Genomic DNA, 24,356 nt, shown 5'->3' on the forward strand with positions numbered 1-24,356 from the left:
AAGACAGATTATTTCGCGCCTACATGGGCGCGCAGGGGCGGGGTGCGCAAGCGGGCAGGAAGACTGAATTCCATATCTTCGGACACTCCATCCTGATGCTCGACGGTCACCGATCCCATCGCACGCAACGCCTCTATCACAGTATCGACGAGCGCGTCAGGGGCAGAAGCACCGGCGGTGAGGCCGATCGTTTCGACACCATCGAACCATGCGGGGTCCAGTGCGCCAGCGTCGGGCACCAGATGGCTGGGCAGGCCCATTTCCGCACCGATTTCACGTAATCGGTTGGAATTGGAACTGTTTTGCGCACCAACGACGAGCAGCAATTCGGCTTCGCGACATAGCGCGCGAACCGCCTGCTGCCGGTTCTGCGTGGCATAGCAAATGTCGGAAACATCCGGCCCGGTGACATTGTCGAACCGGGCGTGCAGTGCGGCGATGACATGGCGGGTATCGTCCACGCTCAGCGTCGTCTGCGTGATATAGGCAATGGGTGCGTCACGCTCAAAAGGCAGGGTGGCGACGTCTTCTTCGCTCTGCACCAGATGCACCGGCGCATCGATCTGCCCCAGCGTGCCTTCTACCTCGGCATGACCCGCATGGCCGATCAGCACGATATGACGCCCCGACTTTGCATAACGGCGGCCCTGAATATGCACCTTCGTCACCAGCGGGCAGGTCGCGTCATACACATCCAGTCCGCGCGTCTGTGCTTCCTTCTCGACGTCCTGCGACACGCCGTGCGCGCTGAAGATGGTCGGCGCTCCGGTCGGAATTTCGGACAGTTCCTCGACGAAAATCGCGCCCTGATCGCGCAATCGATTCACGACATGGGCATTATGTACGATTTCGTGACGTACATAGACGGGCTGCTGATGCTGCTGGAGAACTTTTTCCACGATATCGATGGCGCGTACGACGCCGGCGCAAAAACCGCGGGGTTGAGCAAGAATGATCCGCAAAGGCATGTCCTTTCCGCTGGAAAACAGCGTTTTGCCCCTCCCGGTTCCTCTCCGTCATGCCCTGTAATGGCATTTATGAACCGTATCGACCATTATCTAGGGTCAGGGACCGTTCAGGCGCAAGAGGCTATCGAACCGAATAAATGCCCGCGCAACGTGTCTGGATTTTTGCCGACGCCGCAGATAGAGCGGGCGCAATTCGATGGAAGGAAATCATGCTAGTTTCCAATCGACTGACTCTTGGCCTTGCCTCTGCGATGATGCTGACGCCCGCGGTCGCGCAGGCACAGCAATCGCCCGCATCGACGGTGGAACAACTCGACAGCGGGCTGTTGTCGGCCATGAAGAGCGGCAAGGAGCTGGGCTTCAAGGGGCGTGTGGTGCGCATCGGCCCGGTCATTGAAAAGACCTTTGATCTGCCGCTGATGACACGGCTGGCGGTGGGGCCGGGCTGGAACAGTATCGCACCTGCCGATCAAAAGGCTCTGACGGATGCGTTCTCGCGCATGACCATCGCCCAATATGCGGGCAATTTCGATAGCTGGTCGGGGGAGAAATTCACCGTCAGCCCGAATGTCGAAACGCGCGGCAGCGACGCGCTGGTCCGCACCACGCTGGGTAAGCCCGGCGGCAGCCCGGTGGCGCTGGGCTATCGCCTGCGTCAGGAGGGCGGCGCGTGGAAGATCATCGACGTCTATTACAAGAATTCGATCAGCCAGATTGCCACGCGGCGTTCCGATTTCGCAGGTGTGCTGCAAAAAGGCGGGGCGAAAGCGCTGGTTCGCCATCTCGACGCGCTGGCCGACAAGGCTGCTGATTGACGCCGCTGCTGCTTGCCCTGCCGGTTGCCGCCGCTGATCCGGTCGCGCTGGACACGGCGGCGGCATCCCTGCCGCAACAACCGGTCGTCATGCGCGGCCTGCCGCCCGCGCTGCGGCCCGGTGCCTTCGATACGGCGTCGTCCGGGGCGGCAGATGCGCCGATCATCGTCACGGCATCGGTATCGCCCATGCCGCTGGCACAGTCGCGTGCCGCCGTTGATCCGCCGCCGGTGACGATGGCTTTGGCGGCGACGGTGCCGGTGCGTTTCGCACCGCAAGCCGCCGATTCCGATCATATCGTCGTCACCGCTGCGGTACCGGGGCAGAACGACCCGCTGGAAGGGTTCAACCGGACAATGTTCGGGATTCAGATGGGGCTGGACAAGGTGCTGATCCGCCCGCTGGCGATGGCGTACAAGACGGTGGTGCCGAAGCCGGTGCGATCGGGTCTGCGCAACTTCTTCCGCAATCTGACCGAGCCGCTGGCGTTTTTGAATGACCTGTTGCAGTTGCGCTTCAAGCGGGCAGCAGAAACCTTTGGCCGGTTCGCAATCAACACGGTGCTGGGTATTGGCGGGTTCCTGGACGTGGCGACGCCCGAAGGCGTGCCGCATCATGACAACAGTTTCGGCGATACGCTGGCCTATTACGGCATCGGGCCGGGGCCATATCTGTTCCTGCCCTTTGTCGGGCCGACTACGCTGCGTGATTTGCTGAGCAGCCCTGCGGACGGAGCCGTACTGCCGGTGCTGATAGGCACGCCGTTCGATCGCGCCGAATATCAGATTCCCAAGGCAGTGATTACCGGGCTGGATCAGCGGGCCGAATCCGATGCCGACCTGAAGGCGCTGTACCGCAGCGCGGTCGATCCCTATGCGACGCTGCGGTCGGTCTATCTGCAAAACCGTGCGGCGGAAGTCGCGGCGCTGAAGGAGCATGATGCGGCAAAACCCGCTGCGACCCAGGACGATCCGCTGGCGGATCCGCTGTCCGACCCTTCGGCGGGGTCATCAGGTGATCCGCTGACCGACCCGCTCACTGATCCTGCGGCGAGCGGTAAGGCGAAAACGATGCCGACGCCTGCCAACGACCCGCTGACCGATCCGCTTCAGGATCCTGCGGCGACCGCACCTTCCTCTTCGCGCGACTGATCCGGCGGGCCGAGCAGCGCGGGTTCGAAGATCAGCGCGCAGACCAGTGTCCATGCGAGCGAGATCATCAGAATCTTGCCCATGCTGGCGGTGCCGGGGTGGTGCGACAACCATAAGCTGCCGAATGCCGTGCCGGTGGCCAGTGCGCTGAACAGCACCGCCCGCGCTAGACTGGATTGCAGCAGGTCACGCGCACCCGCGCGCCATGCCATCACGAAATAGATGTGAAAGGCCACGCCTACCCCGAACAACAGCGGAAAGGCGATGATGTTGGCGAAATTGATCGGTTGCCCGATCAGCACGCAGGTGCCGAGCGTCAGGAAGCCCGACAGGACCACCGGTGCGAGCGTGAAGGCGACTTCACGAACGCTGCGCAACACGAAGAACAACAATAGGCTGACCAGCACCAGCGCGATCACTCCGGCTTGAATGAACGCACCTGCGACGGTCGAGGCGGCGGCCTGGGTCGCGACCGGAAGGCCGGAAATGGCAGGGGTGACGCGTGCCACGGCGGCGCGGAAGCGTTCGAGAACGCGATTGTCCATGCTGTTGCCGCTAGGGAACAGTTCGACACGCGCGCGGCCATCGGGCGCCACCCAGTCGCGGCGAAGCTGGTCGGGCAGGGTGTCCCGGCTGACGGGCTGGGCCTGCAACATCGACCGGATCTGGTTCAGTGTAGTATCGAGCGGCTTCGAAAGGACCGCGTTCGCCTTTGCGCGTATCTGCGGCGAGGCGGTGGCCAGTCTTTCAAACGCGGTGGCCAGCCGCAGCGCGGGCTGGTTGGCGGGGGCCGCGGTCTGCTGTGCCACGCTGCGAAGCTGCTGTGCCGTGCTCCGTAACGCCTGAACCAGTTCGCTGTCGCTGGGTGGAGGCATGGTGTCGAACGGGTTGATCGTCAGGTCGAGCAGCATCGAGGCGTCCTGAATCAGCGCCAGTTTCGGTTGCTGGTTGTCGGGGACGAAGCTGTCGAGCGTCACCGCGAGCGAAACTTCGGGCAGCGCACCCAGCTTTTTCGCAAGCGCGTCTGCGGCCTGCACATTGGGGGCGAGCGCCTCGATGGTGTTCGGCGTGCGGTCGGGATCGCGCGTCAGGTCGGTCAGCGTCGCCATCGCGGGCGAATGCGGATCGCGCAGGTGCATCGGGTTGAAGTCGAACCGCACGAACGGCAGCAGCGCGATACTGACCAGCAGCGCCAGCACGAACGCCCACAGCACGCTTTTGCGGCGGCGTTCCAGAAAAGCATCGACGGGCGCCATCTGGCTGAACCCGACGTCGCGGCTTGGCTTGCCGGGGTTGAGCAGTAGCAACAGCGCGGGCAGAAACGTCACTGAAAAGGCGAGCGCAATGATCATGCCCAGCCCGGCGATAATACCCAGTTGCGCGATACCGACATAGGCGGTGGGCAGGAACGCCGCGAAGCCGAGGAAGATCGCCGCCGCCGCCAGCAGCAACGGTGCCCCCAGCGCGCCAGCCGCGCGGCGCAGCGCATCGGCCGCGCCGAAGCCTTCCACCCGCTCGGCATTGAAGCGCACGCTGATCTGAATTCCGAAATCGACTCCCAGCCCGACGAACAGCGGGATGAAGGCGACCGAGATCAGGTTGAGTTTTTCAACCGCCAGCAGGCCGAGCGCGGTGGTGACGATCAGTCCGGCGACGATGGTGATCAGGATTGCCGCGACGATCTTTGCCGAGCGCGTGGCGAACCACAGGGTCAGCAGCATTGCCGCCAGCATCACGAAGGCGACGAGACCGATATTCTCCTCCAGCGTCGCGAATTCCTGATCCGCCAGCGGCACTTCGCCGGTCAGCCGCACCGACACGCCATGCGCGGCATCCAAACCCAGTGACTTGGCCGCAGCATCGACGGCATCGCTTGCCGCCTCTCCGGGCATCAGGTCGGCATGGTTGAGTACCGGCTGGGCAAGGATCAGCTTCCGGGTCGGTGCCGCCATCCCCGACTTGCCGTCATTGAGCAGGCGTTGCCATGAGAAGAAGGCCGGTTTGCCGTCCACCACCTTGTCCAGTGCGTCGGCCAGCGCGGTCATCGGTTTGTCTATCCGGCTGAGCGATGTCGTGCCCTGTTGGACGCCGGTCAGCATGGTCGACAGCGATGTGGCGACGCCACGCAGACTGGGATCGGCGGCGAGCGGTCCCAGCATCGGCTGCGCCTGAATCAGGTTTGCCGTGGTCTGCTGAACCTCCTTTTGTGACTGAAACAACAGCCCTTCGCGTGCGAAGAAATCCCCGCCATCGGGGCGCTGGATCATGCGGAAATGCTGTTTGTCGCTGCCGAGTTTTTTCGCCAGCGCGTCGCTGGCACTTTCGGCCAGTTCGGGCGTCTTGCCGTCGATCACGATCAGCATGACGTCGCGAAGCTGCGGAAAGGCGTTTTCGATCGCGCTTTCCTGTTGCCGCCACTCCACTTTGGGGGAAATCAGCGCGCCGGTATCGGTGGTCATCGCAAAATGACCCGCGGCGTAGAACAGTGCCGCCAGCGTCAGCAGTGCGGTAATCAGCAATGTCGCCCATGGTCGCCTGACGCTGCTACCGACCAGTGCCGGGACCGGGGTGCGCAGAGTCGAAAGCGAAAGCGGCTTCATGTCACAGGAAGTGGCGCAGATTCAGCGAAATGGTTTTGGACCGGCCGTCGAAATCAAACTTCGCATCCTGCCATTTCGGTGGTTTCATGCGAATGGGCGCGTCATTGGAAAAGCCGACCGGCTCGGTTGGAATGCCGAACAGCGCCTGATTGACCTTGCCGTCGCCATTTTCGTCCTGAAAAACCTGCGCGGCATAGATACCCGCGGGCAGGCCGGTGACGCGCACGGTGGTAACGCCGACCTTTGCCGGAGCCGATCCGGTATAGGGGCAGTCGTCCTTCAAAAAGAGCTTTTGGCTGCAGATAGAGACATGCACCATACCCTTTGCCTTGGTGACGTTGCCGACTTTCAGCGTCAGCACCCCCGCATCGGGAACGGGGGCAGGGGCGGGCTTGGGTGCCTGCGTTGCCGCACAGGTCAACAGTGCGGCAATAGCCAGTGCGGCGATACGCTTGATACTCATGAAACTTCCTTACGCCCTTGTGTCCGCCTCTTTTGCGCTTTCATTCCACCGCAGCGCCTTGAGTACGGTATCGACGATGTCCGGGGCATTAAGGCCGGCTTCGTCATATTGCCTGTCGGGCTTATCCTGATCCTGAAAGCGGTCGGGCAGACGCATGGTACGCAGCTTTAGCCCCGCATCGATCAGTCCTTCGTCGCTGGCCAGCGTCAGCACATGCGCGCCCAGCCCGCCAATCGCAGCCTCCTCGATCGTCACCGCCACTTCATGCGTGGCGAGCAGCTTGCGGATCAGTTCCTCGTCGAGCGGCTTGGCGAAGCGCAGGTCGGTGACTGTCGTCGACAACCCCTTGGCCTCCAGCATGTCGGCGGCCTTCTCCGCCTCGGTCAGCCGCGTACCGAGCGACAGGATCGCGACCTTCTTTCCCTCGCGCACAATCCGGCCTTTGCCGATGGGCAGCTTTTCCAGTACTTCGGGGATTGGAACGCCGGTTCCGCTCCCGCGCGGATAGCGCACGGCGATCGGCCCATCGTCATGCACGGCGGCGGTATAGACCATGTTCGCCAGTTCCGCCTCATCGGCAGCCGCCATCACCACGAAATTGGGCAGCGTAGAGAGATAGGTCACGTCGAAGCTGCCTGCATGGGTGGCACCGTCCGCGCCCACCAGACCCGCGCGGTCGATGGCGAACCGAACGGGCAGGTTCTGGATCGCGACGTCATGCACCACCTGATCATAGGCACGTTGCAGGAAGGTCGAATAAATCGCGCAGAACGGGCGCATTCCCTGTGCCGCCAGTCCAGCCGCAAAGGTTACCGCATGTTGTTCGGCAATGCCCACGTCGAACGCGCGATCGGGATGCGCTTTGGCAAAGCGGTCGACACCCGTTCCGCCCGGCATCGCCGCCGTGATTGCACAGAGGCGCTCATCGGTCTCTGCCAGTTTTGCCAGCGTGTCGCCGAACACATCCTGATATTTGGGCGGCCCCGGCGGACCTTTCACCTGTGCGCCTGTCACCACGTCGAATTTCTGCACACCGTGATATTTGTCGGCTGCATTTTCGGCCGGGGCATAGCCCTTGCCCTTTTGCGTCACGACATGGATGAGCACCGGCCCTTCCTTTGCGTCGCGGACATTTTCCAGCACCGGGATCAGATGGTCGAGATTGTGCCCGTCTATCGGCCCGACATAATAAAACCCCAGTTCCTCGAACAAGGTGCCGCCGGTCGCCATGCCGCGGGCATATTCCTCCGCCTTGCCGGCGGCCTTGTGCATCCGCTTCGACAGTTTCTTGGTCACCTTGCTGGCAAGACCACGCAGACCCAGATACTCGCCCGACGATACCAGCCGCGCCAGATAGGCCGACAGGCCACCCACCGGCGGCGCAATCGACATGTCATTGTCGTTCAGGATGACGACCAGCCGGTTGCCCGCCTGCTCGGCATTGTTCATCGCCTCATAGGCCATGCCGGCCGAGATCGATCCGTCGCCGATCACCGCAATTGCCTTGCCCGGATTGTCGGACAGCTTGTTTGCGACCGCAAAACCCAGCGCCGCCGAGATCGAGGTCGAGGAGTGCGCCGCCCCGAACGGGTCGTACTCACTTTCCGTCCGTTTGGTGAAGCCCGACAGTCCGCCGCCCTGACGCAGCGTGCGGATGCGGTCGCGCCGACCGGTCAGGATCTTGTGCGGATAGCATTGATGCCCGACATCCCAGACCAGCCGGTCGTTGGGCGTATCGAACACATAGTGCAGGGCTACGGTCAGTTCGACCACGCCCAGACCGGAGCCAAGATGCCCGCCCGTGGTTCCCACCGCAGAAATGACTTCGGCACGCAATTCGTCGGCTACCTGCCGCAATTGGGAAGCTTTCAGTGTCCGCAATTTGTCTGGAGTCGCCACCGTATCCAGTAACGGTGTATCGGGTTTCATATTCGTCATGCGCATGTGTTTAGGCCCAAAATCAGCAATGGGAAACCATTGCTGATGCGGGGCGGATCAATTCACGCATGAAACAAACTCCGGTTTGGAAACCGGTAAACGTCGGGAACGTGATTCCGTTGCCCGTGAAACCGACGCAACGGTCGCTTCTAGCCGCTGTTGCGCAACGCCGTAGCGATGGCGTTGATCGACAGCAAAATGCCCTCGCGAATGCGTGCATCGTCCTCCCCGGCGCGGTGACGCTTCAGCAGTTCGATCTGCAACAGGTTGAGCGGCTCGATATAGGGCAGGCGCAGCAGGATCGAACTTTCGAGCCCCGGATGTTTTTCCAGCAAGCGCGTCTGGCGCGTCACCATCAACAGTCCGTCATGCGTTTGCTGCCAGCCTTCGCGAATGCGTCCGAAAATCGTCTCGCCGGCACCCTGATCCTCGACCAGCGTGGCATAGCGTGCGGCGATGCCCATGTCGGATTTGGCGAGCACCATTTCCATATTTTCCAGCGTCGCGGCGAATAACGGCCAGCCTTCGGCCATTTCGCGCAGCAGCCCCTTGTCCTCGAACGCGGTGATAGCCTGACCCACGCCGTACCAGCCGGGCAGCATGACACGCGCCTGCGCCCAACTGAATACCCACGGAATCGCGCGCAAATCCTCAATCGCGTCGGATTTCTTGCGGCTGGCCGGACGCGAGCCGATGTTGAGACCGGCGATTTCGGTCAGCGGCGTCATCTGGCGGAAGAACTGACGGAATCCGTCGGTGCCGTACACCAGCGCGCGATAGGCGTGATAGGCAGTGTCCGAAAGCTGATCCATCGCCGCGGCGAAGCGGTCGTAATCGCGGTTGCTCAGGCGCTCCGGCTCCAGACTGGCGAGCAGCGTTGCCGATGTCATCACCTCCAGATTGGCCATGGCGCTTTGCGGCGTGCCGTATTTGGCGGCGATCACCTCGCCCTGTTCGGTGATGCGGATGCGGCCCTGCACCGTGCCGGGCGGCTGGGCGCGGATCGCGGAGAAGGCGGAACCGCCGCCGCGCCCCACGGCACCGCCGCGCCCGTGGAACAACTGCATCCCGATGCCTGCATCTTCGAACACCGGGGCAAGCGCGGTCGAACCGCGCGACAATTGCCAGGTGGATGTCAAATAGCCGCCATCCTTATTCGAATCGGAATAGCCGATCATCACTTCCTGATAGCCGCGTGCATTCGATACGGTGGCAACTTCGGGCAGCGCGAACCAGGCGCGCATCACATCGGGCGCGGCCTCCAGATCGGCGACGGTTTCGAACAACGGAACCGCCATGACATGCGCCTGAGGCGGATTGCCGGGCACATACAGGCCGGCTTCCTTCAGCATCAGATTGACTTCCAGCAGATCCGATACCGAAGTTGCCATCGAAATGACGTAGTTGTTGATGCAGTCACGGCCATATTTGGCGTGCGCATCGGCTGCGGCGTGCATGATCGCCAGCTCGGATGCTGTTTCGTCCGAATATTCGGCATAAGGGCTGGTCAGCGGGCGCGGGCTGGCAAGTTCTCTGCGCAGCAGGGCAACGCGGGCTTCCTCATCCAGCGCCATATAATCGTCTTCCACACCTGCCGATTTCAGCAGTTCGGCAACCACGCGTTCATGCACCGCGCTGTTCTGGCGCATGTCGAGTGTGGCGAGATGGAAGCCGAACGTCTCTACCGCGCGGATCAGCCGGCCCAGCGCGCCGCCGGACCCCAGCACACGTTTACCGTCTGCGGTCAGTCCGCGCGCGATGACCAACAGGTCGGCACGAAACGCATGGGGATCGGGATAGGGTGTGCCCGTCAGCGGGGCAGGGCGCGGCGGCAGCTTGCCGGTCAGGTTTGCATGCGTGGCCGATAGCCGGGCATAAATGCCCGAAATGGCACGACGATAGGGCTCGTCGCTGCGGCTTTCAGCCTCGTCGCCGCTGGCATCGGCCAGCGCCTGCACATCGGCATCGACTTCGCCATGCTGGGTCGAGATCGACAATTCAGCACCCAGTGCGTGCAGCGAGTCGAGATAATGGCCGATGACGGTTTCGGCCGCGCGGGACAACGCCAGGCGCATCGAATCGGCGGTAACGAAGGGGTTGCCGTCACGATCGCCGCCGATCCAGCTTCCCGGTTTTAGGAAAGAGGGCGCACGCTCGCCCAACGCCCGGTCCCAGCGCGCATATAGCGCGGGAAGCGCGGGCAGAAACACGTCGCGCAGATAGCTGAGCGCATTTTCAACTTCATCGGCGACATAGAGTCGGTCGCGGCGCAGCACGCGGGTCTGCCACAGGAGCGCGATCTGGCGGATGATCGCGTCATCGACCAGCGCTCCTTCGGGCGTTTCAGTGATGCCCTTGTCGCGCATCCGCATCAGATCGGCAATGCGGTTGCGATGGTCGATCATGCTCTTGCGCCGGACCTCGGTCGGGTGCGCGGTGAGCACCGGGACGATGCGGGCGTCGGCGAGCAGGCCGAGTACGGCGCTCGAGTCGATCCCGTCCTTTTTCAGTCGCTCAAGCGCATGTTCGACATCGGCGTCCTTCTCGACCGCCACGCCCTGCCGATCCTCAGCCAGATTGGCGAGCATCGAGAACAACATAAAGCCACGCGTAAAATCCAGCGTTTCATCCAGCGTCAGCCGGTCCAGTCCCGGATCGATGGCATCGGCCCCCGCCACGCCGCGGTGGCGATCGACCGAAGTGGAGCGGATATATTCGATGCGTTTAAACAGTTCCTCCCCGCCATATTCGCGGATGACGTCGCCCAGCAGGCGACCGAGAAAGCGGATATCGGGATTGTTCGTGATGGGGGATTTTGTAGCCATATGTCCTTCTTGCTGCATTGCACCAGCGCTCCGGTCAACCGGAAGTCGGCTTTGGCGAAAGATTATTTCGATTTCAGAACGGAAATTCTGCCGCTCGGCTCGAGCGTGACCCGGCTTGCCTGATCGATATTCTCGATACCCTGACTGCGCAGGGCCTCATCCAGGTCAGCGGCAGATACGGAATGTTGTTGTAGTCTGCTCAGGAACAGTTTGCCATCCCGTGCCAGTTCGATCGCCGGACCTTCGATCAGGCGTGAAAACATGCGGCGATGGGCAATGATCCGGGCGATGATCCAGTGCAGGGCCATGATCAGCGCTACTTCCAGAAACACGGTGGGAAGCGGCGCATTGCCGCTCAGCCCCCGACTGAGTGTCGATCCGACAATGATCGAAACGGTGATGTCGAGGGCGGACCAGCGCGCGAACGTCCTGCGTCCGGCAAGCCGGAAGAGGATCAGGCCATAGGCGAAAACCAGCACGGTGCGGGCACATGCCTGTGCGGCGGATATGCTATGCGGACTTCCGAAAATGGCATGGAAAGTTTCCATGCCGATACAACTCTGGGAGGGTCCGGGCGTTCCGGTACGGTGCCGACAAGGTGATCAGTTATCGTCCGGGGATGGAGTATCGTCGTCGGTGACCATGCTAAGCTGCACTTCGCCACGTCCCGCACGCACCAGTCCGATACGTTGTGCGGCCTCCCGCGACAGGTCGATGATCCTGTTACGGGCATAGGGTCCGCGATCGTTGATACGGACCACGACCGATTTGCCGTTGGCCGGATTAGTGACGCGTACCACGCTGCCCAGCGGTAAGGTGCGATGTGCGGCGGTTAGCGTGTCGGGGTCGCAAGGCTCCCCGCTGGCGGTACGGCTGCCCGCCATTTCGGTGCTGAAATAGCTCGCTTCTCCCTCTCCCAATCCATCGACCGCTGATGCAGCCGTTCTGGCGAGCGCCGGGGACGAGATGCCGACGGCAAACAGCGCACCGGCCGCGATCAGGGAAAAATGTCTGGCGAATACCCCCATGGCGGAAACCGTAGCGTTGTCGGAACGAAGTGCCAGAGGCGGTCGTCGCGATTGCGACACATAGTGAGTCTGGGGCGACCAGTTGCTCCTGCGCGCAGGATAATTACGCGAGCATTGTCTAAATCAGTGCGCGGACGACACCAGCAGGCGCAGCCGGACGCGTGCGACCCGTCTTTCAGCATGCCGATCCGACGTGCCGCTGCTGTCGACAGGTCGATGATACGATTGCGCACGAACGGCCCACGATCGTTCATACCCATGTCAATGCAGCGGGATGCCGGATGATTTCATGTCCGACATGATCATATGGGGCATGGTCGGGCAGATTTCGCAAAAGATTTTCAAATGTATCGCGACTTGCGAAACTTTTGCGACAAATGGCGATTAGGAACGTCGGCAGTCCGGCCTTTGGTCGTACATGTTTGAAAGGCCCCTGCTCGCATGATCCGCTTTACGCTCGCCACTACGGCGCTGCTGCTTTCCACGTCACCGGCCGCACTGGCCGCGCAGACTCATGCGACGCAGCCGAGCGGGGCGGAAACCCCTGCGCCTACTCCGACTCCGTCCGCTTCGGCGCAAGTCGTAGAGGGCAGCGGCGATATCGTGGTGACGGGTGAGCGCGAACGGGGCGGGGTGATCGGTGATATTCAGCCCGAAGAGCAGCTTGGTCCCGCCGACATCCGCGCCTATGGCGTCAGTTCGGTTTCCGACCTGCTGACCGAGCTGGCGGCGGACACGGGCAGCGGCATGGGGTCGGGGCGCCCGGTGGTGCTGGTCAACGGGCGTCGGATTTCCGGCTTTCGCGAAATTCGCGACCTGCCGGTCGAGGCGATTGCACGCGTTGATATCCTGCCGGAGGAAGTCGCGCTGAAATATGGCTATCGCGCTGACCAGAAGGTGGTGAACATCGTTCTGCGCGAGCATTTCCGCGCAACCACCGCAGAGGTGAAGGACAAGGTGCCGACGGCAGGTGGCAATAATGACCTTCAGCTTGAGGGGCATTATCTGAAGCTGACGCCCAATGGGCGGCTGGACGTGGAGGTCGAGGGCGAAACCCAGTCGCGCCTGCTGGAATCGCAGCGCGGCATCTTGCCGACGTCGAGTGGTGCGCCTTATGCGCTGGCTGGCAACATCACCTCTCCGTCGGGCGGCGCGATCGATCCGGCGCTGACGGCGCTTGCCGGAAGCCCGATTACCGTTGCGGGAGTGATTCCGACAACGGGCGCCCCGACGCTGGACGATTTTTCCACGACCGCCAATCCCACCGACGACACCAGCGCCCGGACCCTCGAACCTTCGAAAAAGCGGACATCGGTCAACGCTGTCTATGCGACCAAGGTGTTCGGCGACGTCAATGCGACGATCAACCTGAGCCTGGAGGGTGAGCGCGATACCTCCTGGCAGGGATGGGCCGGCGCGCAGTTGCTGGTGCCGTCCGACAATCCCTATTCGCCCTTTTCGAACGATGTTCTGCTCAACCGTTATGCCGATACGTCGCAGCCGCTGACCAGCACCGTCGGCACATTGACCGGACATGCGGGGGTCACCCTGAACGGCGTGCTTTCGCGCTGGCAATGGACGCTGACCGGCGCCTATGACCGGGTCGATACGCGTACTGACACGGCAACGGGCGTGGATATCGGCGCGGTGCAGCAGATGCTGATGCTGGGCGACAATAGCCTCAACCCCTTCACACCCGATTTTCTGACGTCCGGGCTGGGGCAATATTACGACAATGCCCGGTCGGTATCCGATGTCGGACAACTGAATGCGCTGATTACCGGATCGCCGCTGACGCTTCCGGCCGGACCGGTGACGACCAGTTTCAACCTGGAATTCGATGATAACCAGTTGCACAGCAACTCGACGCGATCGGGCGTGTATCAGCGCATTGCCGTAGGGCGCACGGTGGAGGCAGGGCAGGTCAATGTCGACCTGCCCATCGCCAATAAAAGCCGCGCGGTGCTGAGCACGCTGGGTAAGCTTTCGCTGAACGGGAATGCGCAGGTCCGCCAGCTTTCGGATTTCGGCACGCTGACGTCGCTGGGATATGGTCTGCACTGGACGCCCGTCGATCCGGTCAGCCTGCTGGTCTCCGTCACGCAGGAGGATGGCGAGCCGACGCCGCAACAGCTCGGAAACCCGACCATCCTGACGCCGAACACGCGGATTTTCGACTATGTCACCGGGCAGACGGTCGATGTCACCCAGATATCGGGCGGCAATCCGAATCTGATCGCCGATAACCGCCATGTGATGAAGATTGAGCTGAACCTCAATCCGCTCAAGGATGTGCGGCTTAACGCCCAGTATGTGACTGAGCGTATCCGCAATCCGATCGAATCCTTTCCTTCCGCCACTGCGCAGATCGAGGCAGCGTTTCCCGATCGTTTCGTGCGCGGCCCGGATGGGCAACTGGTTCAGGTCGATTCCCGACCGGTCAATTTCGAACAGTCGGACCGTCAGCAACTGCGCTGGGGCATCAACTTTACGAAACGGCTTGGTGGTGACGAGCGCGGGCGTTTCGGTGGACGTGGCGGTGGTGGTGGTGGAGGCTGGCGCCGACAGAATCGGCAGGACGCGGCTTCCAGCGACCGGCAATCCTCCCTCGACCCGCAAGCGAAATCGGCACAGGGCGGTCAGACGACGCAAGACGGCGCATCCGGCGACAAAGCGACGAAGGGCGCCGATAATAGCGGCAACGCGCAGGCGCAAAACCAGTCTGCGCAAAACAACCGGCAGGCGCAACGTCGCGGCGGTCGTGGTGGTCACCGTCCGTTCGGCGGCGGGGGCGGTCGGCTGCGCATCAGTCTCTACCACACCATCCATTTGCAGGACCGTATCCTGATCCGTCCCGGCGTTGCGCCGCTCGACCTGCTCAACGGGGCTGCGCTCGGCAATAGCGGTGGTCAGCCGCGGCATGAGGTGCAATTGAATGCAGCCTTGTTCAAAAACGGGTTCGGCGGGCGGCTGAGCGCCGACTGGCAGAGTGCAACCCATGTCGACGGCGGTACCAATGGTGACGACTCGCTGCGTTTTTCCGACCTTGCGACCTTCAATCTGCGGCTGTTCGCCGATCTGGGGCGCAGGCAGGGGCTGGTGGCCAGGCATTCCTGGCTGCGGGGCGCGCGGATCAGCCTGTCGATCGACAATATCTTCGACACCCGCCAGCATGTGACCGATGCACAAGGAGAAGTGCCGTTGCGCTATCAGCCCGGCTATCTCGATCCGCTCGGGCGGACGATCAGTATCAGCCTGCGCAAAATGTTCTTCTAGGGCGTACAGCCCCACCTCCGTCAGAACAGCTTGCGATAGGCGATCCGCCACATCATCAACGCTATGACAGCGCCGATGGCGGCCAGCACCAGCGCGGTAACGATGGCGGTAAGCGCCTGTGATCCCAATGACTGGGTGGCGTCGGGAAGCGGTGACAACATGCCGAAGCCGTGCAATTGCCCACCCAGGAAGATGAACAGCGCCAGTCCCGCGCCCAGTGCTGCGGCTGCGCGCGGCCCGCGCCATCCGGCCAGATGCAACGCCAGCCATAGTGGCGCGGCGACCGCAGTGATGCCGAGCATTCCGAACAGGCTTCCCAAAAGCCACGCCATGATGAGGGCGATCGGCGCGTGCTGGCCGCTCAACGCCACCAGCCCGGCGATCAGCGCACCCGTCAGTATGCCGCCCGCTGCAATGGCATAGCCTGCGCGGTCCGGTGCGGTAGCGTAATGATGGTGGGAACGGCTGTCGGATAGGGGCACAATACGGGTTTCCTATCATCGGCGTTTCGCATTCCCAAGTCCCGTTTTGTTATTTGCGCATTGTGACATTTATGTCCGTGTCAAAGAATCTTTTGCTATGGCTTTGATCCTGCCGCACTTGCACGATACAGAGCCGCATGATGTCCCCCCGTCGATCCTTCTGCCGGTCATGAAAGCCTATACCAAACGCCGAATCCGTGTGCTCATGCATCGCCATGGCCCGCAGTCGATGGTGTTTCGTCGGCGTGTGGCGATCACCGGCGGCGCGGTGTCGATCGGGCTGTTCGCGCTGGTCTTTGCAAAGGCTGCCGACTGGTTCAGCGACAAGTTTCTGCACCTGGTCGATATCTGGCCCTATCTGCCGCTGGCGATCACGCCGATCGGTTTCGTGATCGTCGCCTATCTGACCAATCGCTATGCGCCGATGTCGAAGGGATCGGGCATTCCGCAGGTCATTGCCGCCAAGTCCAATCCGGCCGCCGCCGCGAAGGAACTGGTGTCGATGCGCACGGCGATCCTCAAATCCTTCCTGACACTGGGCGCGCTGCTGTGCGGGGCGTCGGTGGGCCGCGAAGGCCCGACGGTACAGCTTGCCGCGGGCGTCATGGTGTTGTGGCACAAGGTGATGCATGCGCCGATGCGCGCCTCCATGATCATCGCCGGTGGTGCGGCGGGTGTCGCGGCGGCGTTCAACACGCCGCTGGCCGGAATCGCCTTTGCCATCGAGGAACTGGCCGCGGCCTATGAGCAGCGGATGACCCTGCTGGTCATGACCGCGATCCTGATCTCCGGTATGGTCGCCCAGGGCGTGGCCGGGGACTATATCTATTTCGGTGTGACCGGGGCGACGCTGCCGTTCAAGAGCGCGTTGCTGGTCGTGCCGCTGGCGGGGGTATTGGGCGGTATCGGCGGCGGAGCATTCTCCCGGTTGTTGCTGCTGGCCGCGAACGGCAATCACAAATGGCTGCGCCTGTTGCGGGCCAAACCGCTGACCACGGCGGCGGTCTGCGGCGTGGTCGTCGCGGTTCTGGGCGTGCTGACCGGGCAGACCTGGGGCACCGGCTATGCGCCCGCGCGCGCGATGATCGAGGGCGTCGACATGCCGTTCGGGTTCGGCTTCGCCAAGTTCGCCGCGACCGTGGCGACAGCGGTGGGCGGCCTGCCCGGCGGGATCTTCGCCCCCAGCCTCGCCACCGGTGCGGGGTTCGGCAACATGCTGAAGGAAGTCTTTCCCGGTCAGCCCGCCAGTGCGGTGGTGCTGCTGGGCATGACCGCCTATTTCACCGGGGTCGTGCGCGCGCCCCTGACCGCCGTCATCATCATCAGCGAAACGACGGTCAGCCGCGGCCTGATGCTGCCGATGCTGGGCGTCGCGCTGATCGCGGACCAGTCGAGCCAGCTGGTGTGCAAGGACCGCCTCTACCACGCGCTGTCGACGGCGTATTCCACCCGCGGCGACGACGACCACTAGAGCACCGTCGCCATCCGGTTCTGATGGCCTGCAAATGGCGACCGGCGCTTCGGGCGCGCCTGAGCCGAATAGCGGCGCTGCCTGGGTTACGTTGTGTGCGTGTATCTTCTGCTTCGCATAGGCCGTGGAGCAGGCGGTATAGGCGGGAAGGGGCCGTGTAGGACAGCCCCTGCTGCCCGGTTCAGCTTTCGGCGGGCGCGCTATCCTGTGCGGCCTGCGCCTTTTCGGCTTCGTTGCGGGCGCGCTCTTTGGCGACGCGTTCGGAGCGGGTGGCCATGGCGGCCCATGCGGCCTGAGACCGCAACAGCCGGTCACGGACATTGGCAAGGTCGCTGGCGGCGGCTTCGGCCCCGGCAGCATCGGCGCGGGCGCGGAAGGTTTCGGCTTCGGTCATGCGATTGCGATCCTTTGTTCCCCCCGAGTAAACCGGGCGGCCCCGCGATGGAGCCGCCCGGCGAATTTCCGGTTCAGTCGGCCGGTTGCAGGTTGCACGCAGCCTGTTTGCCGCGCTTGTCCGATTCGAGATCGTACTGAACGCGCTGTTCCTTATCGAGGGTGCGCATTCCCGCCTTTTCCACCGCGGAGATGTGGACAAAGGCGTCGTCGCCGCCGCCATCGGGGGCGATGAAGCCATAGCCCTTGTCAGCGTTGAAGAATTTGACGGTGCCGGTGATGGCCATGGGAGGTTTCCTTCATTGGTCGGACCCCGAAAAACGGGCGCCCTGTGGTTCTGCCAGAGCGTAGGGAAAGAAGGAATGAGGGGCCGCAAAGCGCCAAAGACCGTCGATTTGCGACAATAGCGCCGCCCTTATACGCGCAAACCGCGACGCTGGCAAATGCCGGGGTGCCGGGGCAGCGTGGCGGGGGCGCGCCTAGCGCCTTAATGGACGGTGGGTTCCTCTACCGCGTCGGTGCTGCGCGGCGCGGGTACGGTAGCGGGCCGCAGCGCGTCGCGATCGGACTTTGGGACGGGTGCGTCTCCGTCCGGGCGGAAATGATCGGGCGCGCGGGACGTGCCGTCGGGATGCGCGTCGCCGGTCAGATCGGGCGCGGCATGGCCCTCTTTACGACGGCGGAAGCGTTCGACCAGCCCATAGCGGGCGGCGGCAACCGCACCGGCGCCAAGGGCAGCGAGCGTGCCGAGCACGGCGATGCCGAGGCGGCGTTTGCGCCCGGACCGGGCGGGGCGCGGCGTGCTGTCGCTATCGGCGGTGCTGGACATAAAGGCTCCTTCGGCGGTTCGGGGTCGGGGTCGGCAGGGGCGGGGCAGCGCCGTCAGTGCACGGCGGCTTCCGCCGGTGGCCCGTCATGGTTCGACGCCGCGACAAGCGAGTCGGGGCGGAAATCATAGGGGTGTTCGGGCGTGCCGTCGGCCGTTTGTTCCGGATCGGCGGGCTTGTCGTCGCTGCGCGGCGTGCGGTTCACGAGATGATACCGCCACGCCGCGACGACACCCGCGCCGAGTGCCGCCAACGTGCCGAGCGCGGCGGCGCCGATGCGGCGGTTGCGCCGTGAATGATCGGCCACGAAGCGGCCATGCTTGTCGCGTTTCTGAGGCATCGAATATCCCTCCTGCTGCAGCGTTGAAATGGTGCGCACTCAACGGGCGAGGCGGAGCGGGGTTCCGGCGCGCGCACGCGAGGATTTAGCGGGACGCTAAATCGAGCGCCGCGCGGATGCGCGGGCAAGCCCGGCCGGCGGGTGGCGCAGCCAGCCCGTCCAACGGCGCGGGATTTACTCCTGCGCCGGGACCGTTCCCACGCGGAAGTTGCGGAAGTTGAGGCTACGTCCCCCCTCCATCCCATCCCCCGCACGGACCCGCAGCACAGGCGCACCCGACCCCATGCGGCAGACAGCGGCGCAGCGAGCGGGCACAAGCGGGCGAGGGTGTCGGGCATGGTGCGTCCTTCCCAAAGGAATCAGGGGGACCGGACGTATATGCCGAAAAGCAGCGTGTAGGACAGCGGCGCGCGCACGCGAGGATTTAGCGTCCCGCTAAATCCAGCGCCGGTGCGACGGCACCGGGCAAGCCCGGCCAGCGGGCCGCAGGCCCGTCTGACGGCATGGAATTTATTTCCATGCCGGGCTGCGGGTGATGGCGAGGCATCAGTGACAGTTAAACCCATGAAGTCGCCACATAGCGAAAAAATGTTCGCCGCCAGCGAACAGGTGTTGACTTTTGGCGAAAGCAGTGTATATCAGGGTCATGCATTCGGGAAAAGGACAACATTCCACTTAACCTCTGGGTGAGAAATCGCCTGCGGGATCACCTTCGGGGGGTCCTCACACTTGTCGGCAGGAAGAGGGGACCCGCACCGGGACCACCACCGCCACCGATAAGGCGCGTCCGTGTGGACCGGACGCGAAGGGTTGGGGGGGATGCCTCTTCTCCAGTTGTACTCCTTATGGGTGGAGCTGGTCACATTTCCGTGGCGAGCCTTAAGGAGTAAAATCTATGAGTGAAACACTCGAACCGGATGCTGAGAAGAGGCGTGCAAAGTCACGCCGAAACGATATGTCGCTTAGGCGAGTATTGTTGCGGCCGAGTACCTGGAAGGCGCTGACGCTTGCTTTGAACTTTTGTTTGAAGCTGGCTCATTTGGCCGCGAAGGCATGGGAAATGATTATGTAAGTTCCCCTTAATTCCTCACCAGCAAAAGGGGTTTGTTGGAGGTTTATTATGTATGACAGGGCGCTTAAAACAATTCGCCAATATCACCGACTTTCGCAGTCGGATTTGGCTGAACAAATTGGTATATCTCGCTCCTACTTGAATGAGATCGAGCGAGACAGGAAGGAACCAAGTTTAGATATTTTAGGAAGGTACGCGAAGAGATTTGACGTCCCACTTTCCTCGATTATGCTCTTTGCAGAGCAGAGCGATCAATCAGGCTTTGATAAAGCTCGAGTATATTTTGCCGATAAGGTGCTAAAAATGCTCGAATGGGTAGCTGAGGCAGAAGAAGATGAGCACCAAATCCCCCAAAGAAAAAGCACTCGTTCGCATCCCAATTGAGCGATGCCATCTGTATAAGATTGGCTCTCCCCACGCGCTCGCAAAGCGCTTGGGCTGGGACTTGAATAAGCTTGACGATTTGGCGGCTTATGGTGGCTATAAGGTCTATAAGCACAAGTATACGGGAAGGACTATTGAGGAGCCGGGTGCCGCTCTTCAGAGTCTTCACCGTCAATTGCATAGATATTTATCTCGGATCGAAGTGCCTCCTTATTTGCACTCTGCGGTAAAAGGGCGATCTTACTTATCTAATGCACGCGCACACGTGGGTGATGGGCGAATAATAAAAATCGATATCGCTAAGTTCTATCAGTCGGTTCCGCAGCACCGAGTAATGCATTTTTTTCGTGACCGAATGAAATGTGCTCCTGATGTCTCAGGGCTTCTGGCGGCACTAATTTGCTATGACGGACATTTAGCCACTGGTAGTGCAATAAGTCCACTTATATCATTTTATGCATTCGAGAGTTTATTCGATGATCTAGCAAATATTGCTTGCAAATATGACCTCGAAATAACTTGCTACGTTGATGATATAACAATGTCTGGAAAGCGCGCTAGCTTTAAAGTTTTGCACGAAGTTAGGCGTACTATTTTTCGCGCCGGTTTGCGCGCTCACAAAGACCATGCCTTTGCATACAATTCGCCGGGTATCGTGACTGGCGTAGTCGTGACGGGACAGGGGATTAGCTTGCCATTTGAGCGATGGAAAAAGATCAAAAATCAAATACGACTTCTTGAGGCTTGCGAGATAAGGGATGATAAGCTGGAGATATTCCCTAGCTTGGTTTCAAGGTTGTATGAGGCGGCCCAAATCGACCCTGCTTGTCGTTCCAAGGCAGAGTATTATCATGCGGCATGGCGAAAACTAAAATACGAAAAAATGGCTAGAGCGGCGTAGTATATTGGTACGATTAACGATCTGACGTAATTTATTTCATTGTAACTACCGAGGGTACCATCCCTTCGCATTCCTCTTTGGAAGAGAAATGTTGCGATCCGACAAAAACTTTTCAAACCGCAGCTCGTAATGGGGAGCAAAGCCATCCCAATTGCCTTCGAAGCACGGCTTGCACAAAGTCATTTGGTAATGAGGAAGTGTTTTGCCTTCGTATCGTCCGGCTCCCATCTGAATGCTGCTTCCACATAGATCACAGTTAAACATCGGCGTTGGTTTATTCATTTCTGTTGCCCCTTGTTGTGCGCACGTGAATTGATCACTCCGCCGCCACGCTCTCCTTCCCCTTTGCCAGCAACGGCGCGAGATACGTACCCGTAAAGCTCCGCTCGCTCGCGGCAATATCCTCCGGCGTTCCCGTGGCGATCACTTCGCCGCCCTTGACGCCGCCTTCCGGCCCCAGGTCCAGAATCCAGTCCGCCGTTTTAATCACATCTAGGTTGTGCTCGATGACGACCACCGTATTGCCCTGCTCGACGAGTGCGTGGAGCACTTCGAGCAGTTTGCGGACGTCTTCGAAATGCAGGCCGGTGGTCGGCTCGTCGAGGATGTAGAGGGTGTTGCCGGTGGCGCGGCGGCTGAGTTCCTTGGCGAGCTTGACGCGCTGCGCCTCTCCGCCCGACAGGGTGGTGGCCTGTTGCCCGACCTTGACATAGCCCAGCCCGACTTCGGCCAGCATCGCCATCTTGTCGCGGATCGGCGGCACCGCCTTGAAGAACTCGACCGCGTCCTCGACCGTCATGTTCAGCACATCGGCGATCGAATGCCCCTTGAAATTCACCTCCAGCGTTTCGCGGTTGTAGCGCGCGCCGTGGCAGACATCGCATTCGACATAGACGTCGGGCAGGAAGTGCATTTCGATCTTCAGCACGCCATCGCCCTGACACGCTTCGCAACGGCCGCCCTTTACGTTGAAGCTGAACCGGCCGGGCTTGTAGCCGCGCGCCTGCGCCTCCGGCAGGCCGGCGAACCAGTCGCGGATATTGGTGAAGGCGCCGGTATAGGTGGCGGGGTTGGAACGCGGCGTGCGGCCGATGGGCGACTGGTCGATGTCGATGACCTTGTCGAGATGCTGCAAGCCGGTGATCTTGTCATGCTTGCCCGCAAGGATGCGCGCGCCGTTCAGTTGGCGGGCGGCGGCGGCGTAGAGCGTGTCGAGGGTGAAGCTGGACTTGCCCGACCCCGATACGCCGGTGACGCAGGTGAAGGTGCCGAGCGGGATGCCGGCGGTGACGTTTTGCAGGTTGTTGGCGCGCGCGCCGTGGACGGTGAGTTTCTTGCCAGAGCCTTTACGCCGTTTGGCGGGGACGGGGATACGCCGTGTACCGTTCAGATAATCGGCGGTGACGCTGCCCTTTGTCTTCAGCACCTGTTTCAGCGTGCCCTTTGCCACCACGTCGCCGCCATGGACGCCCGCGCCCGGACCCATGTCGATGATATAGTCGGCGGTGCGGATCGCGTCCTCATCATGTTCGACGACGAGCACGGTGTTGCCGAGGTCGCGCAGGCGTTTGAGCGTGGCGAGCAGCATGTCGTTGTCGCGCTGATGCAGGCCGATACTGGGTTCGTCGAGGACGTAGAGCACGCCCGACAGGCCGGAGCCGATCTGGCTGGCGAGGCGGATACGCTGCGACTCGCCGCCCGACAGCGTGCCCGACGTGCGGTCGAGGTTGAGATAATCCAGCCCGACATTGTTGAGGAAGCCGATGCGTTCGAGGATTTCCTTCAGGATCGGGGTGGCGATTTCCTTTTGCTGCGCGGTCAGCGTGTCGGGCAGCGCCCGGAAAAAGGCGAGCGCGTCGACCACCGACAGGCGGGTGGCATGCGCAATGTCGTCGCCGCCGATCTTCACCGCCAGCGCTTCGGGTTTGAGGCGCGCGCCGCCGCAGGTCTCACACGGATGCGCGGCCTGATATTTGGCAAGCTCCTCACGCATCCACGCGCTTTCGGTCTTCATCAACCGGCGGTTGAGATTGCCGAGCACGCCCTCGAACGGTTTCTTCACGTCATAGGATTTGCGGCCGTCGACAAAGGTCAGCGTGACGGGCTTGCCGCGCGTGCCGGTGAGGATCATCTCACGGATATCTTCCGGCAGTTCCTCCCACGGGGTTTCGAGGCTGAAGCCGAATTCGCGGGCGAGCGAGCCGAGCACCTGCATATAATAGGGGGAAGGCGGGTTGGACTTCGCCCAGGGGACGATGGCGCCTTTCTTGAGGCTGAGCGCCGGGTTGGGGACGACGAGATCGCGGTCGAACTCCAGCCGCTCGCCCAGCCCGTCGCACGCCGGACACGCGCCCTGCGGTGCGTTGAAGCTGAACAGGCGCGGCTCGATTTCGGGGATGGTGAAGCCGGAAACGGGGCAGGCGAAACGTTCGCTGAAAACGATGCGGTTGTCGGGGACGCCCGCGCCCTTCATCGCGCCGCCGGTGATGTTCTTGCCCGTCACTCCAGCGGAAGCCACCGCGCCATCGCCTGCGACCCCAGCTTTCGCTGGGGTGACGTCTGCTACATCGGTATCGGCGAGGTCGACATAGGCGAGGCCGTCGGCGAGTTTGAGCGCGGTTTCGAAACTGTCGGCCAGCCGCGTGGCGATGTCTTCGCGCACGACGAGGCGGTCGACGACGACCTCGATGTCATGCTTGTATTTCTTGTCGAGCGCGGGGGCTTCCTCGATCAGATAGGTCTCGCCGTCGATGCGCACGCGCTGAAACCCCGCCTTCTGCCACTCGGCGAGTTCCTTGCGATACTCGCCCTTGCGCCCGCGCACGACGGGGGCGAGGAGGTAGAGGCGCGTCCCCTCCGGCAAAGCCAGCACGCGATCGACCATCTGGCTGACCGTCTGCGCGCTGATGGGCAGGCCGGTGGCGGGTGAATAGGGGATGCCGACGCGCGCCCATAACAGGCGCATATAGTCGTAGATTTCGGTGACGGTGGCGACGGTCGAGCGCGGGTTGCGGCTGGTCGTCTTCTGCTCGATGGAGATGGCGGGGGACAGCCCCTCGATATGCTCGACATCGGGCTTTTGCATCATTTCGAGGAACTGGCGCGCATAGGCCGACAGCGATTCGACATAGCGGCGCTGCCCCTCGGCATAGATGGTGTCGAAGGCGAGGGACGACTTGCCGCTGCCCGACAGGCCGGTGATGACCGTCAGCGTGTCGCGCGGAATGTCGATGTCCACGCCCTTCAGATTATGCTCACGCGCGCCGCGAACGCTTATGTGAGTCAGCATCCGGAACACCGATGCTTTTTAATGGTGGTGAGTGCCATGCCGGTTGTTCTATCTCTGTTCTTATGGAGATGCTAGGCCGTAAACCCATAAACGGCACCGTCGAGGCGTTCAAAGGGCGAACAGATCGGGCCGA

General features: G+C 61.9%; 20 protein-coding genes. 6 read left to right on the forward strand and 14 right to left on the reverse strand.

Features of this window, described 5'->3' with window-relative positions; all coding sequences use genetic code 11:
* Window positions 1-8: 8 nt before the first annotated feature.
* Window positions 9-956, reverse strand: a complete 948-nt coding sequence (gene ispH / locus FHR23_RS12880) for a 4-hydroxy-3-methylbut-2-enyl diphosphate reductase (RefSeq protein WP_343043161.1) — start codon at window positions 954-956, stop codon at window positions 9-11.
* A gap of 221 nt (window positions 957-1,177) precedes the next feature.
* On the opposite strand from ispH, the gene FHR23_RS12885 reads away from it, so the two are divergent.
* Both FHR23_RS12885 and FHR23_RS12890 read left to right on the forward strand, forming a co-directional pair.
* Entirely contained in the window at window positions 1,178-1,783 is a 606-nt protein-coding gene (locus FHR23_RS12885; RefSeq protein WP_184004685.1) for an ABC transporter substrate-binding protein, read from the forward strand.
* Window positions 1,780-2,934, forward strand: a complete 1,155-nt coding sequence (locus FHR23_RS12890; protein ID WP_246359879.1) for an MlaA family lipoprotein — start codon at window positions 1,780-1,782, stop codon at window positions 2,932-2,934. The genes FHR23_RS12885 and FHR23_RS12890 overlap by 4 nt, the downstream gene beginning before the upstream one ends.
* Here the strand turns inward: FHR23_RS12890 and hpnN are convergent.
* The 7 genes from hpnN to FHR23_RS16700 form a co-directional block, all read right to left on the reverse strand.
* On the reverse strand, window positions 2,892-5,534 hold the full coding sequence (hpnN, locus tag FHR23_RS12895; protein WP_184004688.1) for a hopanoid transporter HpnN: 2,643 nt from the start codon (window positions 5,532-5,534) through the stop codon (window positions 2,892-2,894). The two genes, FHR23_RS12890 and hpnN, sit on opposite strands and share 43 nt — an antisense overlap.
* 1 nt (window position 5,535) lies before the next feature.
* On the reverse strand, window positions 5,536-5,997 hold the full coding sequence (locus FHR23_RS12900; RefSeq protein WP_184004690.1) for a DUF2141 domain-containing protein: 462 nt from the start codon (window positions 5,995-5,997) through the stop codon (window positions 5,536-5,538).
* Between the two features lie 9 nt (window positions 5,998-6,006).
* Window positions 6,007-7,935: a 1-deoxy-D-xylulose-5-phosphate synthase gene (gene dxs, locus FHR23_RS12905; protein ID WP_184004693.1), complete on the reverse strand. Its 1,929-nt coding sequence runs from the start codon at window positions 7,933-7,935 to the stop codon at window positions 6,007-6,009.
* Between the two features lie 149 nt (window positions 7,936-8,084).
* Window positions 8,085-10,760 carry a phosphoenolpyruvate carboxylase gene (ppc, locus tag FHR23_RS12910; protein WP_184004696.1) on the reverse strand — a complete coding sequence of 892 codons (2,676 nt, stop codon included), beginning with the start codon at window positions 10,758-10,760 and terminating at the stop codon, window positions 8,085-8,087.
* A gap of 62 nt (window positions 10,761-10,822) precedes the next feature.
* Window positions 10,823-11,308: a DUF421 domain-containing protein gene (locus FHR23_RS12915; RefSeq protein ID WP_184004699.1), complete on the reverse strand. Its 486-nt coding sequence runs from the start codon at window positions 11,306-11,308 to the stop codon at window positions 10,823-10,825.
* A 54-nt stretch (window positions 11,309-11,362) separates the two neighbouring features.
* Window positions 11,363-11,788 (reverse strand): septal ring lytic transglycosylase RlpA family protein, encoded by a 426-nt coding sequence (locus FHR23_RS12920; RefSeq protein WP_184004702.1) that lies wholly within the window; start codon window positions 11,786-11,788, stop codon window positions 11,363-11,365.
* Complete coding sequence (locus FHR23_RS16700; RefSeq protein ID WP_184004705.1) at window positions 11,758-12,048, reverse strand: RlpA-like double-psi beta-barrel domain-containing protein; 291 nt, start codon at window positions 12,046-12,048, stop codon at window positions 11,758-11,760. The genes FHR23_RS12920 and FHR23_RS16700 overlap by 31 nt, the downstream gene beginning before the upstream one ends.
* Before the next feature lie 181 nt (window positions 12,049-12,229).
* Here FHR23_RS16700 and FHR23_RS12930 point away from each other — a divergent pair, with 181 nt between their 5' ends.
* Entirely contained in the window at window positions 12,230-15,064 is a 2,835-nt protein-coding gene (locus tag FHR23_RS12930) for a TonB-dependent receptor (RefSeq protein ID WP_184004708.1), read from the forward strand.
* A gap of 20 nt (window positions 15,065-15,084) precedes the next feature.
* Here FHR23_RS12930 and FHR23_RS12935 read toward each other — a convergent pair whose 3' ends face one another.
* The gene (locus tag FHR23_RS12935) at window positions 15,085-15,546 is read right to left on the reverse strand and encodes a hypothetical protein (RefSeq protein WP_184004712.1); all 462 of its coding nucleotides are present in this window, start codon (window positions 15,544-15,546) and stop codon (window positions 15,085-15,087) included.
* Between the two features lie 169 nt (window positions 15,547-15,715).
* Here FHR23_RS12935 and FHR23_RS12940 point away from each other — a divergent pair, with 169 nt between their 5' ends.
* A complete protein-coding gene (locus FHR23_RS12940; RefSeq protein WP_343043162.1) occupies window positions 15,716-17,017 on the forward strand; it encodes a chloride channel protein in 1,302 nt (433 codons plus the stop codon).
* A gap of 181 nt (window positions 17,018-17,198) precedes the next feature.
* Here FHR23_RS12940 and FHR23_RS12945 read toward each other — a convergent pair whose 3' ends face one another.
* The 4 genes from FHR23_RS12945 to FHR23_RS12960 all read right to left on the reverse strand — a co-directional run bounded on the left by FHR23_RS12945 (window position 17,199) and on the right by FHR23_RS12960 (window position 18,577).
* Window positions 17,199-17,411 carry a hypothetical protein gene (locus FHR23_RS12945; protein ID WP_184004715.1) on the reverse strand — a complete coding sequence of 71 codons (213 nt, stop codon included), beginning with the start codon at window positions 17,409-17,411 and terminating at the stop codon, window positions 17,199-17,201.
* Between the two features lie 73 nt (window positions 17,412-17,484).
* Window positions 17,485-17,697 carry a cold-shock protein gene (locus FHR23_RS12950; RefSeq protein WP_184004718.1) on the reverse strand — a complete coding sequence of 71 codons (213 nt, stop codon included), beginning with the start codon at window positions 17,695-17,697 and terminating at the stop codon, window positions 17,485-17,487.
* Between the two features lie 200 nt (window positions 17,698-17,897).
* Window positions 17,898-18,239 carry a hypothetical protein gene (locus FHR23_RS12955; protein ID WP_184004721.1) on the reverse strand — a complete coding sequence of 114 codons (342 nt, stop codon included), beginning with the start codon at window positions 18,237-18,239 and terminating at the stop codon, window positions 17,898-17,900.
* Between the two features lie 53 nt (window positions 18,240-18,292).
* Window positions 18,293-18,577 carry a hypothetical protein gene (locus FHR23_RS12960; RefSeq protein ID WP_184004724.1) on the reverse strand — a complete coding sequence of 95 codons (285 nt, stop codon included), beginning with the start codon at window positions 18,575-18,577 and terminating at the stop codon, window positions 18,293-18,295.
* Window positions 18,578-19,697: 1,120 nt separating this feature from the next.
* Between FHR23_RS12960 and FHR23_RS12965 the strand changes: the two genes are divergently transcribed.
* A complete protein-coding gene (locus FHR23_RS12965; protein ID WP_184004727.1) occupies window positions 19,698-20,033 on the forward strand; it encodes a helix-turn-helix domain-containing protein in 336 nt (111 codons plus the stop codon).
* Window positions 19,984-20,934: a reverse transcriptase family protein gene (locus tag FHR23_RS12970; RefSeq protein WP_184004730.1), complete on the forward strand. Its 951-nt coding sequence runs from the start codon at window positions 19,984-19,986 to the stop codon at window positions 20,932-20,934. Before FHR23_RS12965 ends, FHR23_RS12970 begins: the two co-directional genes overlap by 50 nt.
* A gap of 316 nt (window positions 20,935-21,250) precedes the next feature.
* On the opposite strand, the gene uvrA is transcribed toward FHR23_RS12970, so the two are convergent.
* The gene (uvrA, locus tag FHR23_RS12975) at window positions 21,251-24,223 is read right to left on the reverse strand and encodes an excinuclease ABC subunit UvrA (protein WP_184004733.1); all 2,973 of its coding nucleotides are present in this window, start codon (window positions 24,221-24,223) and stop codon (window positions 21,251-21,253) included.
* Window positions 24,224-24,356 lie beyond the last annotated feature (133 nt).

It is taken from the genome of Stakelama sediminis (assembly GCF_014199335.1).
In the GTDB taxonomy this organism is placed as follows: Bacteria; Pseudomonadota; Alphaproteobacteria; order Sphingomonadales; family Sphingomonadaceae; genus Sphingomonas; species Sphingomonas sediminis.